Annotated in this window: 20 protein-coding genes; 19 read left to right on the top strand and 1 reads right to left on the bottom strand. The window is 63.7% G+C overall.

Features of this window, described 5'->3' with window-relative positions; translation table 11 throughout:
• Positions 1 to 33: 33 nt before the first annotated feature.
• The gene (locus IM543_11375; GenBank protein ID QOY96361.1) at positions 34 to 705 is read right to left on the bottom strand and encodes a helix-turn-helix transcriptional regulator; all 672 of its coding nucleotides are present in this window, start codon (positions 703 to 705) and stop codon (positions 34 to 36) included.
• Between the two features lie 115 nt (positions 706 to 820).
• On the opposite strand from IM543_11375, the gene IM543_11370 reads away from it, so the two are divergent.
• The 19 genes from IM543_11370 to IM543_11280 all read left to right on the top strand — a co-directional run bounded on the left by IM543_11370 (position 821) and on the right by IM543_11280 (position 12,323).
• A complete protein-coding gene (locus tag IM543_11370) occupies positions 821 to 1,066 on the top strand; it encodes a helix-turn-helix domain-containing protein (protein QOY96360.1) in 246 nt (81 codons plus the stop codon).
• A gap of 48 nt (positions 1,067 to 1,114) precedes the next feature.
• The gene (locus IM543_11365) at positions 1,115 to 1,678 is read left to right on the top strand and encodes a hypothetical protein (GenBank protein QOY96359.1); all 564 of its coding nucleotides are present in this window, start codon (positions 1,115 to 1,117) and stop codon (positions 1,676 to 1,678) included.
• Positions 1,679 to 1,680: 2 nt separating this feature from the next.
• Complete coding sequence (locus IM543_11360; protein QOY96358.1) at positions 1,681 to 1,890, top strand: hypothetical protein; 210 nt, start codon at positions 1,681 to 1,683, stop codon at positions 1,888 to 1,890.
• Positions 1,887 to 2,171: a hypothetical protein gene (locus IM543_11355; protein ID QOY96357.1), complete on the top strand. Its 285-nt coding sequence runs from the start codon at positions 1,887 to 1,889 to the stop codon at positions 2,169 to 2,171. Before IM543_11360 ends, IM543_11355 begins: the two co-directional genes overlap by 4 nt.
• Before the next feature lie 3 nt (positions 2,172 to 2,174).
• Positions 2,175 to 3,074 (top strand): hypothetical protein, encoded by a 900-nt coding sequence (locus IM543_11350; protein ID QOY96356.1) that lies wholly within the window; start codon positions 2,175 to 2,177, stop codon positions 3,072 to 3,074.
• A complete protein-coding gene (locus IM543_11345; protein QOY96355.1) occupies positions 3,071 to 3,859 on the top strand; it encodes an ATP-binding protein in 789 nt (262 codons plus the stop codon). The genes IM543_11350 and IM543_11345 overlap by 4 nt, the downstream gene beginning before the upstream one ends.
• 26 nt (positions 3,860 to 3,885) lie before the next feature.
• A complete protein-coding gene (locus IM543_11340) occupies positions 3,886 to 4,464 on the top strand; it encodes a hypothetical protein (protein ID QOY96354.1) in 579 nt (192 codons plus the stop codon).
• Between the two features lie 2 nt (positions 4,465 to 4,466).
• A complete protein-coding gene (locus IM543_11335) occupies positions 4,467 to 4,688 on the top strand; it encodes a hypothetical protein (GenBank protein ID QOY96353.1) in 222 nt (73 codons plus the stop codon).
• The gene (locus IM543_11330) at positions 4,685 to 5,599 is read left to right on the top strand and encodes a DNA cytosine methyltransferase (protein ID QOY96352.1); all 915 of its coding nucleotides are present in this window, start codon (positions 4,685 to 4,687) and stop codon (positions 5,597 to 5,599) included. The genes IM543_11335 and IM543_11330 overlap by 4 nt, the downstream gene beginning before the upstream one ends.
• A complete protein-coding gene (locus IM543_11325) occupies positions 5,596 to 6,240 on the top strand; it encodes a recombination protein NinG (GenBank protein QOY96351.1) in 645 nt (214 codons plus the stop codon). Before IM543_11330 ends, IM543_11325 begins: the two co-directional genes overlap by 4 nt.
• A 17-nt stretch (positions 6,241 to 6,257) precedes the next feature.
• Entirely contained in the window at positions 6,258 to 6,974 is a 717-nt protein-coding gene (locus tag IM543_11320; GenBank protein QOY96634.1) for a site-specific DNA-methyltransferase, read from the top strand.
• On the top strand, positions 6,971 to 7,168 hold the full coding sequence (locus IM543_11315) for a hypothetical protein (protein QOY96350.1): 198 nt from the start codon (positions 6,971 to 6,973) through the stop codon (positions 7,166 to 7,168). The genes IM543_11320 and IM543_11315 overlap by 4 nt, the downstream gene beginning before the upstream one ends.
• Before the next feature lie 152 nt (positions 7,169 to 7,320).
• Entirely contained in the window at positions 7,321 to 7,866 is a 546-nt protein-coding gene (locus tag IM543_11310) for a hypothetical protein (GenBank protein QOY96349.1), read from the top strand.
• A 536-nt stretch (positions 7,867 to 8,402) separates the two neighbouring features.
• Positions 8,403 to 8,558: a hypothetical protein gene (locus tag IM543_11305; protein QOY96348.1), complete on the top strand. Its 156-nt coding sequence runs from the start codon at positions 8,403 to 8,405 to the stop codon at positions 8,556 to 8,558.
• 1 nt (position 8,559) lies between these two features.
• Positions 8,560 to 8,790, top strand: coding sequence for a hypothetical protein (locus IM543_11300; protein ID QOY96347.1), 231 nt, complete (start codon positions 8,560 to 8,562; stop codon positions 8,788 to 8,790).
• A 200-nt stretch (positions 8,791 to 8,990) separates the two neighbouring features.
• A complete protein-coding gene (locus IM543_11295) occupies positions 8,991 to 9,719 on the top strand; it encodes a hypothetical protein (GenBank protein ID QOY96346.1) in 729 nt (242 codons plus the stop codon).
• A gap of 12 nt (positions 9,720 to 9,731) precedes the next feature.
• Positions 9,732 to 10,052, top strand: coding sequence for an HNH endonuclease (locus IM543_11290; GenBank protein QOY96345.1), 321 nt, complete (start codon positions 9,732 to 9,734; stop codon positions 10,050 to 10,052).
• A 104-nt stretch (positions 10,053 to 10,156) separates the two neighbouring features.
• Positions 10,157 to 10,633: a phage terminase small subunit P27 family gene (locus IM543_11285; protein ID QOY96344.1), complete on the top strand. Its 477-nt coding sequence runs from the start codon at positions 10,157 to 10,159 to the stop codon at positions 10,631 to 10,633.
• Entirely contained in the window at positions 10,584 to 12,323 is a 1,740-nt protein-coding gene (locus IM543_11280) for a terminase large subunit (GenBank protein QOY96343.1), read from the top strand. The genes IM543_11285 and IM543_11280 overlap by 50 nt, the downstream gene beginning before the upstream one ends.
• The last annotated feature ends 5 nt before the right edge of the window (positions 12,324 to 12,328 follow it).

Here is a 12,328-nt window from a genome sequence, read left to right as displayed (position 1 = left end):
TTTCAGGCGGCATCCGAGCGCGCCGTTTCGCTTTTATAACCCGCCAGTACCACTTCTATCGCGCACGCGGCCGATAACTGTGATGTGCTCATTTGCCGCCTCGGCAGGCACTTCCTCGTCCTTATATGCCGGATTAACGCTGCGTAAAATAAGCGTTCCGTCCAGGCGTCGGCTAAGGTATTTGACGCGCAATTGGTCTCCGTATCGCAGCGCATAAAGCCGGCCGTCAATTACCTGCGTTTCATCAAGATTCACCAGGATGGTGTCGCGCGCGAATAGCAGTGGCTCCATGCTGTCACCGGACACCCGGAAACGACGGACACGATCTGGATTAATTCCGTATTTCTGGAACCAGCTGCGCCGGTAAGTGGCCGGCTCGTTATCGTCCATGATCTCGTAGTGCACGCGCCCGTTGCCGGCGGAAAACTCCACTCTATGCTCAGGAACCATAACCACATCATCAGGGATGGGGTCGTCCGGGTGCCGGGCGACCACGGTCGGGGCCCCGACCTCAGTCCCAAATTTCAATAACGAAGGTGTCACGCCGAGGAACTGCGCTGCAAGCTCAAGGTTCTTCCCGCGCGGCTCGGCCTGGCCGGCAATCCACTTCTGCACCGCTTGCGGCGACACGCCGACGAAGCGCGCCATCTCCGACTGATTGCCGCCGTTCTTCTCCTGCAGGTAGTTCTGAATTCGTGTTGCCATAGTTTCCATCCATCCATCTTACAAGCAATCGTTGTAACGCTCACTGCAAATTTTAGTTGTAGCAGAGTCCGCTTTACTGTAACCTAGGGTTGTAGACAACAACTTAGGCCAGATCATGGAAACCGGAATTGCGAAAGCTATACGGCTTGCAGGAAGTCAGACCGCGCTTGGAAACATGCTGGGCCTGACGCCGCAAGCCATTCAGAAATGGGCGACTCAAGGATTTGTTCCAGCCGATCGCTGCCGCGAGGTGGAAGAGAAGCTCGGCGGCCAGGTCACTCGATACGAGCTCAATGCTTCGGTGTTCGGCGACGCGCCGCCGATAGCGCGGAGCCCAAGGCGTCGAAATGTCGGCGTGTAGTTCGAAATATCCATAGCACGAACAGTAATTGACCCGGAGATAAAAAGCATGCGCAACGATTCGCACAACACCCTGATCGGCACCATCCGCGCTGCCGTAGTCGAATGGCGTAAGCGGGAAGGCTGGAGCCGCGAGAGCGTCGTCCAAGAAATCGTTGCCAAGCACGAAGAGATCGACGGCCCGACCATCACCGATATCACCTTCGATCCGAACACCCGTGACGCGTTCCAGCGCCTGAAAGTCAACGCCGACCGCGTCTTCCGCTGGCTGGACGACGAGAGCAAGGACACCAACCTGCTGCCGGTGAACTTCCTGCCGTCGATCCTGGCCGCGCTGCCGATCGATCTGCGCCTGCAAGTTGTCGGCGGACTGATCCGGCCGTTGGGCCTCGAAGTCCGCAGCTCGGAGCACGCCGAGACCCCAGCGTTCAACCCGATGGTTCACGCGAGCAGCATCATCAAAGAAGGCTCCGAAGCTGCGCAAGCGGTTCTCAAGGTCGGCGCCGGCGCATCCCAGGATGTCATCGAGCAGGCCTGTAAGGAACTGGCTGACGTCCGTGAGGCGGCATTCGAGACCGAGCGCGCCCTGCGTGCTGGTGCGGCGAGGGCTTGAACATGGCTGAACAGATCGTCTCCCGCGAAACCATGCGCCAGCGCGGCGCCGACGCATTCAACGCCGGCCGCACTCGTGACTCGCACAACATGAACTGGCACTCGCCTGCCCTGCCCGATTGGCTGGCCGGGTACGACGCTGCTGCGGGCATCTGGCACCGCGCCACGAACAAGCAGGCCGTCGTGGTCATGGTGGAGGCTGCCGAGGTATGACCACCAACATCCTTTCCCCGAGCTGGGAAGGCGACACCGCCGAGCCAATCGACCTCGTCGCCCTGCGCATCAAGGCTGTCCAGGCGCCCGTCTTCGGCGAGTGCGACGGCTGCCTGTTCGCCGGCCAGCGCTCGAGCGTCTGCTACGCCGCGGCTGGCATCGCCGTGCTTGCCGGCGATCCGGACTGCGACCAGGTGCTGACCGGGCCGCGCCGCACGGTGATCTACGTGATCGATAAATCGGACCCCCGGCAGATTCCGCTGATTGAGAAGGGGCACTGATACATGGCACGCGCACGCAACATTAAACCCGGCTTCTTCACGAACGAGGAGCTTGTCGAACTGCCCTTCTCTACCCGCCTGCTATTCATCGGCCTGTGGACCTTGGCCGACCGTGAAGGTCGCCTGGAGGACAAGCCCAAGCGCATCAAGATGAACCTGTTCCCTGCTGACAGTGTGGACGTCGATGCCGCCCTGGGCGAGCTGCAGGCATCCGGCTTCCTGAAACGATACGAAGTTGATGGCGCCCGGTTTATTCAGGTGCTGGCATTCAGGAAGCATCAGAATCCGCACAGGGACGAGAAGGCTAGTCTCATCCCTGCACCAGATGGGCACGGTGCAAGCACGGTGCAAGCACCGGGCAAGGATGATGGCAATCCGGCTGATTCTCCGATTCCTGATTCTCCGAACCCTGATACCCCCAACAACGACAACACCGGCGCTGCCGCGCCCGTCGAAGTCGCCGCCTTGCCTGACGACCTGGGCGACCTGGACGCCCCGAGCGCCGCGCCGCTGCCACCACAGCAAGCTCCGGTCGAGCCGCCGAGCCCTGCTCTCGCCTTGACGCTGATCCTCCGGCCGCTGGGCGTCACGGCCCTGTCGACGCATCCGACCGTGATCGCCTGGGCTGACGCCGGGGTCAAGGCCGAGACGCTGACCGAGGCGGTGCGCATGGCCCGCGAGCACAAGCCGACCGGCTCGATTCCGCCGAACTACCTGGCCCCGATCGTCGACAAGCTGCTCAACCCAGGCGCCGCTGCCCCTTCCGGACGGGGCGCCGCGCCGGTCAACGAAAAGTTCAACTTCTCGCACCTGGACCGCTCTGGCGACCGGGCCGCGATGGAGGCAAGCATGGCCCGCCACGGCATCACCACCCCTGGTCCCGATGAGGAAATCGACATATGAGCGACGACACCCTGCAACCCGTTGGCGGCCTGCTGGCCGGCTTCGGCCCGCGCCTGGCGATGGTCGTCGGCACATGCCCGCAGCACGGCGAGGCCGAAGCCCTGACCCGCGTCGGCGCCGAATGGCAGTGCCCGCAGTGCCTGGAGATGGCGATGGCGGCCGACACCCGCGCGAAGTGGCTGCAGACTCGGGCCGCGGACCTGATGGCGACCGCTTCGATCCCGGCCAAATACGTCGGCCAGCGCTTCATCGCCAGCACCGATGAGCAACGCGCCGTCCTGCGCACCGTGCAGCTGTACCGCGACTTCATCCTCAAGGAGCTCGCCTGGGCCGCGCTGATCATGGTCGGCACCACTGGCACCGGCAAGACCCTGCTCGCCTGCCAGCTCGCGCAGTCGCTGATCTCCAAGGCCTCGCGCTCGATCCGCTACATCACCGCCGCCGGCATGATCAGCGAGATCCAGGCCACCTACGGCCGCGAGGGCAAGAGTGAGGAAGCCGAGATCATGCGGTTTGCTCAGTACGACGTCCTGATCCTCGACGAGATCGACGCCATCCGGGCCACCGAGAACGCCAACCTGCTGCTGACCGAGATCATCAACCGCCGCTACAACGAGGCCAAGCCGGTGATCGTGATCAGCAACCAGCCATTCGACAACCTGGCGCGCTACGTGGGCGAGCGGGTGCACAGCCGGCTGCACGAGCATGCCTTCGTGTGCGACTTCCGCTGGGCTGACGCGCGGCGCGCCGGCGGTGCGCAGCCAGCGCTGCAGGTGGTGCGATGAACAACAAAAAACGACAAGGAGGAATCATGAAAACGAACCGCGAGAAATACGACCACTACTGCAGCCTGATCGCCGCGCGCGACGCCGAGGCAATCGAGGCCCTGCTGCCTGATGGCGTGCCGGCACAAATCTTCATCATCGAACAATACGAAGCCAAGCCGATTGCTGTCACGGGCGTGCGCCGCTGTCGTCCGCGCCTCTACGTCAAGTCGGAGCCGAGCCGCATCACGAGGGGCGACGTCGAGGCAGCGAAGGCGGCCGCCGAAGGCTGGGTCGCTCCGACCCTGGACGAGATCTTCGTCGACTACAACTATAAGCAGACCTACGGCACCGTCAGCGGCGCATACCCCTACCCGAAGATCGGCGCGGAAATCACTCTGGCCTGGAGCGCCGAAAGCCTCGCGCCTGAGATCGAGCGCCGCCGCGCCCTCTACGCGCCGCGCGACGGGCACAAGCCGTGCGCGTACTGCCGCACGCAGACACCAGAAGCGAAGCTCGTCAGTGGCACGATCCATTACCGCGATCGCGGCGGCCTGGCGCGCAAAACGTGCCTGTACTGCAGTCCGACCTGCCACGGCTACGACCAATGCGGACACGAGGGCTGACCATGACCCGCCACCATCCCCACTGCGTCATGTGCTCCCGCTTCTCCATCGTCGGCCGCAGCGAGGAAGCCGCCCAGGGCCGCGGCTACTGCGTCGACCGGGACGAGGTCAAGGCTTGGGATGGGCAGGCTTGTGTGCTGTTCCTGCGGGCCAGGGATGAGGCGCCTAGGCGGGCGTTTGCGGAGAATCGCATGAACAACAAAAAGGAAACCGAGACAGCATGAAAGCAATCGACCTGTTCGCCGGCGCCGGCGGATTCAGCACCGGCGCGAAGATGGCCGGCATCGAAGTCGTGTGGGCGGCGAACCACTGGCCGGCGGCCGTGGCGATCCATGCGCAGAACCATCCAGGCGCCGAACACGCATGCCAGGACCTGCAGCAGGCAAACTGGATGGAGGTGCCCGCGCATGACCTGCTGATGGCCTCTCCCTGCTGCCAGGGCCACAGCAAGGCGCGCGGTAAGGCCAATGGCAACCCTCAGCACGATGCCAGCCGCTCGACCGCCTGGGCTGTCGTGTCGGCCGCCGAGTATCACCGCCCGGCGCTGGCAGTCATCGAGAACGTGCCCGAGTTCACCCGCTGGGCCTTGTACCCGGCCTGGTGCGCCGCCATGGATGCGCTCGGGTACGCGCTGACGCCGATGATCGTCGACGCCGCCGACCACGGCGCGCCGCAGCACCGCGAGCGCCTGTTCATTGTTGCCGTCCGCGCCAAGCACCCGCTAATGATCCAACTCGAGCAGCGCGCCCACGTGCCGGCCGCCAGCTTCATCGACTTCGGCGCCGGTAATTGGCAGCCGATCGAGAAGCCGGGCCGCGCCGCCAATACCCTTGCGCGCATCGCCGCCGGCCGCGCCGCGCATGGCGATCGCTTCATCAGCAGCTACTACGGCGGCACCAAGGGCGGCCGATCGATCCAGCGCCCGGTTGGCACGATCACCACCAAGGACCGCCACGCGATCATCGACGGCGACCGCATGCGCATGTTCTCCGCCCAGGAATGCCGGGCCGCGATGGGCTTCCCGGCCGACTACATTCTGCCGACCAAGCACGACCAGGCGGTGCACATGCTGGGCAACGCCGTCTGTCCGCCGGCAGCGCGTGACGTTATCGCCGCAATGCTGGAGGCCGCATGACCCTGACCCGCAGCTCCCCCATCGCCCGCACCAGCACCCTCAAGCCCGCACGCACCCGCAAGTGCGCCGTCAAGGGCTGCGGCAACCGCTTCCAGCCGCGCAGCATGACCCACAAGGCCTGTTCGCCGACTTGCGCCGAAGTGGTCGCCGTAGCCGAACGGAAGCGCCTGGCCGCCAAGTTGGTCGCCGCCGACCGCGCCGACACCCGCGCCAAGCTGGCGAAGTTCAAGCGCCGGCCGCAGTACGTCGCCGAGGCGCAAGAGGCCTTTAACGCCTACATTCGCGAGCGAGACCGCGACCAGCCCTGTATCTGTTGCGGCTCGTTCGCGGCGGCCGGCGAAGGCTCATTGGTAGGCGGCGGCTGGGATGCCGGCCACTACATCAGCCGCGGCCACGCCTCGCACCTCCGCTTCGACGAGCGCAACGTGCACAAGCAGCGCAAGGGCTGCAACAAGCCGGGCGGCACCACGCGCGCAAAGTACCGCGCCGGCCTGGTCGGGCGCTATGGCGAGCAATATGTCGCCGACCTGGAGGCGCTCGAGTACGCGCCGCCGAGCCGGGATCTGACCGTCGAGGAACTGGTGCGGATCAAGGAGACCTACCGCGCCAAGCTGCGCGAACTGAAGAGGGAGGCGGCGTGAGCTCTACCGCGAACCTGATGCTGGGCGACTGCTTGGACCGTATGCGGGAGATCCCGAGCGGTACCGTTGACCTTATCCTGGCCGACCTGCCCTACGGAACAACCTGCTGCGCCTGGGATTCGGTGATCCCGCTCGCACCGCTGTGGGAGCAGTACTGCCGCGTCCTGAAGCCGCGCGGCGCTGTCGTGCTGACCGCCGCACAACCATTCACCAGCGCGCTCGTGATGAGCAAGCCGGATTGGTTCCTGTACGACTGGGTTTGGGAGAAAGGCAACGCCACCGGCTTCCTGAATGCGAAGAAGGCGCCGCTGCGTGCGCACGAATCAGTACTCGTGTTTGCGCCGGGCCAGCCCACCTACAACCCGCAGTTCACGCACGGCCACGCGCGCAAGAAGACTTCGCGTCGGACAGTCGACAGCGAGTGCTACGGCAAGGCGCTGAAGCTGGCCGAGTACGACTCGACCAGCCGGTACCCGCGCAGCGTTCAATTCTTCTCGAGTGACAAGCAGCGCGGCAACTACCACCCGACGCAGAAGCCGCTCAAGCTCATGGAGTACTTGGTGCGCACTTACTCGAATCCGGACGACCACGTGCTGGACAACGCCATGGGGAGCGGTACCACTGGCGTGGCCTGTCGCAACACCGGTCGTGCATTCACTGGCATTGAAATGGACCCGGAGCACTTCGGTACCGCCCAGCGCCGGATATTCCTGCCACTGGAGCTAGCAGCATGACCCACGCCGCCCAGCTTGCCGCCTGGCTCAACGAGCACATGCCCGAGCTCGCCGCCGACCTGGCCGGCATGACGCCCGCAGATGGCCGCGCTCGGCTCAACGCTCTGACCGGCGCCGGCGTGCGCAGCTGCGACACGAAAGAGGATGCGGCAGGCCGGTTTCTGGCTGCTTTGGTCGACTTGGCTGCCGCATGACCGAACATCGTTTATCGCAGCGTCGGGACGCGCCGTAGTTAAGTCGTTCTGTGGTGTGGCTCGACTCAATAATATTTCCAGATTACAGTTTATTTTCGGCAAAAATTAGGCCCAATATGGTACGCTAGCCCGGTCGTCTAACGGAGAAAGTCATGGGGTTCGCAGATCGCTATATCCACGCATTGAGCGCGTCGAACCTCCTGGACGACGCCCAGCACCAACAAGCCGAGCCGCTCATTGCCGCTGCCCTGGCCGACCTCACCGGCGGCTCCGGCAGCGTGTTCGGCTCGATGCTCGCACGCGCCAAGTTGGCCGGCGTGCCGCGTCAGGCAATCGAGAGCGGAACGTATGGTCTCGGCGCCCTGCTCCGCGTCTGGACCGAGGAGGTCACCAAGAAGGGTCTCTCGCGCGGCTGGCTCAAGATCAAGCACGAATGGGACATCAAGGCGGCGCACGCGATGTACGCCAAGATCGCCCGCGTCAGCCTGGCGCACTGGCTGGCCGGCGGCTGCGAGGTCTGCAACGGGACGAAGATCAACGACGGGCGCGCATGCACCCATTGCCACGGCACCGGCCGCGAGCCGATCAAAGGTGGCGCGATCGAGGTGGAGCTGATCAAAGGCATGGAGAGCGAGCTGGAATGCATGTTCCAGTCGCACAGCGCCCGGGCCGGCGCGAAGATGCGCACGGCGGCTTAGTTATTTGCTCAGCGGTATTGCGCAGCCCTGCGAACACCCGTAAACTGTAGTTCTTAATTCCCTCGATCCACGTAATGCGCGCTTCGGCGCCACCGTCACCCGAGGCAGGCGAACACCCAGCACCCTTGCTGACCGTGCTCGCCTGTCGCAAGCCCGCACCGAAAGGTAGCGGGCTTTTTCACTTCCGCAGCACCCGAAGCGCAGCGCCCTGGCACCGCTGCAAAACGAAGCCGTGCGCCCTGTCAGCCACGACCTTTACTTGTCAAACCCTGCCTCATGGGAAGCTTCGCGCCTCACCGGCGTAACCGGTGACCACACGCATGCTGATTGGCTGCTGGGGGCTCCCGGTGGAGCGCACCAGTCGGCAGCCGTGTGGCGAAATGCGGAGAGGGGCTGTTGCCCTGCAAAGTACCGCCTTAGGCGTCGCCGGGTGTAGCACCGGCCGCCACAACCTGTCTCCAATGCCATCCTGATCGATCGGCATCTTCGCCCCGGTAGCTCAACGCTGCCGGGGCTTCTTTTATTCGAGGTCCCGCATGGCTCAGCTCAGCATCACCCTGCATGTCCGCCCACGCTGGTGGTTCGGCCCGGCGCTCAAGCTGCTGCTCGTCGTGCATCACTTCACCGGATGGGCGCCAAGCACGCAGACCATCCGCAGGCTGACCAACCTGGGCGTGCGGGTCGAGGTCTGAGATGGGCGCCCCTGAACACGACTGCTACCGCCATCAGATCATCCGCGCTGTCACAGGCAACCGCCCAGCGATGGTGTACAGCGTGACCGACAACGCCGCACTGCAGCGCATCTGCGAGCGCCTGGTCGAGGCTGAGCGCGCCATGGAGATCCTGCAGCACAAGGGATACGGAAGGCCGGGCGCAGGCATGCTGCTGCATGAGCTGGCGGCGTTGGTCCCGGAGAAGGCATGAAGCTCACCACCCTGAAATCGAAGCTGCGCACCGTAGGCCCGCGACTCTCTGCCCTGCCCGTCGCTACCGGCACTGTGGAGCGCAAGCGAGCAGTGAAGTAAATGATGCACTGTATGCAAATACAGTGGGGTAGAATTGACGAGCCCGGCAGGTGCGCTAACACCGGCCGGGCTCTAACCAATCTGACCTCAGGAGTCATCATGGCTGACGCCGATACTACCGTATTCCGCACCTGCACGCGCTGCAAAGTTTCCAAGCCAGCAACAGCCGAGTTCTTCCACGCATATAAACGCAGTCCAGATGGCCGACGCGCTATATGCCGCATATGCCGCGCCGAGGATCATGCCGAGCACCGCGACGAGCGGCTGCCTCAGCGACGAGCGCACTACCAGGCAAACAAAGAGCGGCTGTGCGCGACTGTCCGCGCATATTACGTCGAGAACGCAGAGGCACAGCGGCAGCGCGCATTAGAGCGGCACTTCAGAAATCACGAAGATCGCCTTGAGAAGATGCGTGAGTACCGAGCAGCGAATGTGGATGCGCTGAATGAGCGTCGGCGCCCCAAGGCAAGAGCCGCGTTCCATGCGCGCTATGGCACCGATCTGGAGTTCACCCTCAAGCATCGGGTCCGCGCCCTACTCCGCGTCACCCTGCAGAAGGGCCGGAGCGGCAAGCGCATGGCAGAGTTGCTTGGCTACACAGCCGATGATCTTCGCATGCACCTTGAGCGACAGTTCACCAAGGGCATGAGCTGGGAGTGGTTCATGGCGGGCGAGATCCACATTGACCACATCATTCCTGTAGCGTCGTTCGGCATCATTGAGGAGGACTCGGATGCCTTCAGGCAATGTTGGGCGCTGCCCAACCTGCGGCCCGCATGGGCCAAGGACAACATAAGCAGGCAGGATAAGGTGTTGACCCTGCTATAGACGGAGAGTTGCATGGCGTGGGGCACGAAGAGCCGGCACGAGCGCGGCTACGACAGCGCCTGGGTCAAGGTGCGCAACGAGGTGATGAGGCGCGACTGTGGGCTGTGCCAGCCCTGCCAGCGCGCCGGCCGCCTAGGAACCAACGCGCACGCTGTCGATCACATAGTCAGCAAGGCCAAAGCCAGCCGGCTTGGCTGGCTTCGCGCCAAGACCGATCATCCATCGAACTTGGAAGCGATCTGCGAATCCTGCCACTCAGTGAAGACTGAGGTCGAGCAGGGTAAGCGGAAGCGCCCTCGGAAGACGGTCGGCGAGGACGGCTGGCCCGTCTAGCCCCCACCCCCCATCAAATGTCCGCAAGGCAACAATCGAAGGGACCGCCCGTCCCGTCTTTACGCACATCCGCGAATTGAGACTTTTTTTCTAGGACTGAAATCATGGCCGGACGCCGCCCTACACCGACCGCGCTGAAGCTGGTCAAGGGCAATCCCGGCAAGCGCGCGACCAACAAGAAGGAGCCCAAGCCGGCGCGCCAGATTCCATCCTGCCCCGCGCATCTAGCTGATGAGGCAAAGGTGGCATGGGGGCGTCTGGTTGTCCTTCTTGACAGAATGGGCGTGCTAACCGAGGCCGACAGCTTCGCGCTTGAGCGCCTATGCGACTGCTACGCCGATATCTTGGCGTGCCGCGATCTGATCGAGCGCGACGGCCGCACCTACACGACTCAGTCGGAGGGCGGCACCCTGATTAAAACGAATCCGGCCGTGAATCAGCTCCGAGCGGCCGACGCGCAATTCAAGAGCTACCTGGTCGAGTTCGGCCTCACGCCGGCGGCGCGCACGAAGGTGAATGCGAAAGAGCCCGATGACGACGACAAAGACAAGAAAGACCCGATCGGGGAGTACTTCGGCTGACCCGGTAACTCAGTACGCCCAGGAGGTTGTTGACGGCACTCGGATTGCCGGCCCTCATGTGCGAGCACAGTGCGCGCGCCACCTGGAAGACCTGAGGGAGGGTCCGAAGCGCGGACTGGTGTGGGATCTGGCGGCGGCGCTGAAGGCAATCGGCTTCTACCAGGATGTCCTGAAGCTGAACGGCGGCGACTTCGAAGGCCTGCCGTTCATCCTCCTGCCCTGGCAGAAGTTCGTAGTGGGCAGCATCTTCGGCTGGAAGGGCTCGGACGGCTACCGGCGCTTCCGTGTCGCCTACGTGGAGACTGCGAAAGGCAGCGGCAAGTCGCCGCTAGCCGCTGGATTCGGGATGAAGGGGCTGGTGGCCGATGGCGAAGCGCGTGCCGAGATCTACTCGGCTGCGACGAAGAAGGATCAGGCAATGATCCTGTTCCGCGACGCTGTGGCCATGCACGACCAGTCGCCGGAGTTGTCCAGGCGCCTGACCAAGAGTGGCACTGGCGAGAAGGCCTGGAACCTCGCATACCTGCAGACCGGCTCATTCTTCCGTCCGATCAGTAGTGATGACGGCCAGTCGGGGCCACGGCCGCACGTGGCGCTTGTGGATGAGTACCACGAGCACAAGACGGCGACTGTGCTCGAGATGCTGCGCGCCGGTACGAAGAGCCGGCGCCAGGCGCTGATCTTCATCATCACGAACGCCGGCGCAAGCCGAAAGTCGCCCTGCTGGAATTCGCACGAGTACGCCGCAAAGGTCGCGTCCGGGGAGTTGATCGACGACGCTTTCTTCCCCTATATCTGCGCACTTGATGAGGGCGACGACCCGTTCGAGAGCGAAGATTGCTGGCCGAAGGCGAATCCAAGCCTTCAGGACGCGAACCTGCCCGGATACAAGTACATCCGCGAGCAAGTGACCGAAGCTCGAGGCATGCCGTCGAAGGAATCGCTGGTGCGCCGGCTGAACTTCTGCCAGTGGACGGACGCGGAGTCGCCCTGGATTAGCCACGAGATTTGGAAGGCGGCGAAGCTCGACTACGACGTCGAGGATTTGCGAGGGCGTCGCGCAATCGCCGCGCTCGACCTGGCCAGCACGACCGACCTTACCGGCTTGGTCTTCCTGGTCGAACCGGTCGCGGATGGTGAGCCATGGAAGCTGGTCCCATACCCCTACCTGCCCGACGCTGATCTGCAGCGCCGCGCGGATCAGGACCGAGTGCCGTATGTGCAATGGAAGGCCGAGGGCCTGCTACACACCACTCCAGGCCGGGCGATCAGTAAGCGGATCATCCTGCAGAAGCTGTCTGGCATGTGCGACTTCTTCGAGATCATCGGCTGCGCCTACGACCGCTGGCGGATCGAGGACTTGCAGCAGATGGCTGCCGACGACGGTATCAGCCTTCCGGAAATGACGCCCTTCGGCCAAGGCTACAAGGATATGAGCCCGGCCATCGAGCAGTTCGAAACGATGCTGCTCAACGGCGAGCTGGCGCACAACGGGCACAAGGTGCTGACGATGTGCGCCGGCAACGCAGTGACCGACCAGGATGCCGCCGGCAATCGGAAGTTGGACAAGGAAAAGGCTACGGGCCGGATCGACTTGATCATTGCGGCCGTGATGGCCGCAGGCCTGGTCAATTCCATAGCGGCGCCCGTTGAATCCGCCTACAACGACCGCGGCATCTTAATGTTTTAAGGAAC

Origin of the sequence: Massilia sp. UMI-21 (genome assembly GCA_015277795.1) — a bacterium.
In the GTDB taxonomy this organism is placed as follows: domain Bacteria; phylum Pseudomonadota; class Gammaproteobacteria; order Burkholderiales; family Burkholderiaceae_D; genus Telluria.
Note: the sequence above shows the minus strand (reverse complement) of the source record. Positions and strands in the feature narration are given on the sequence as shown.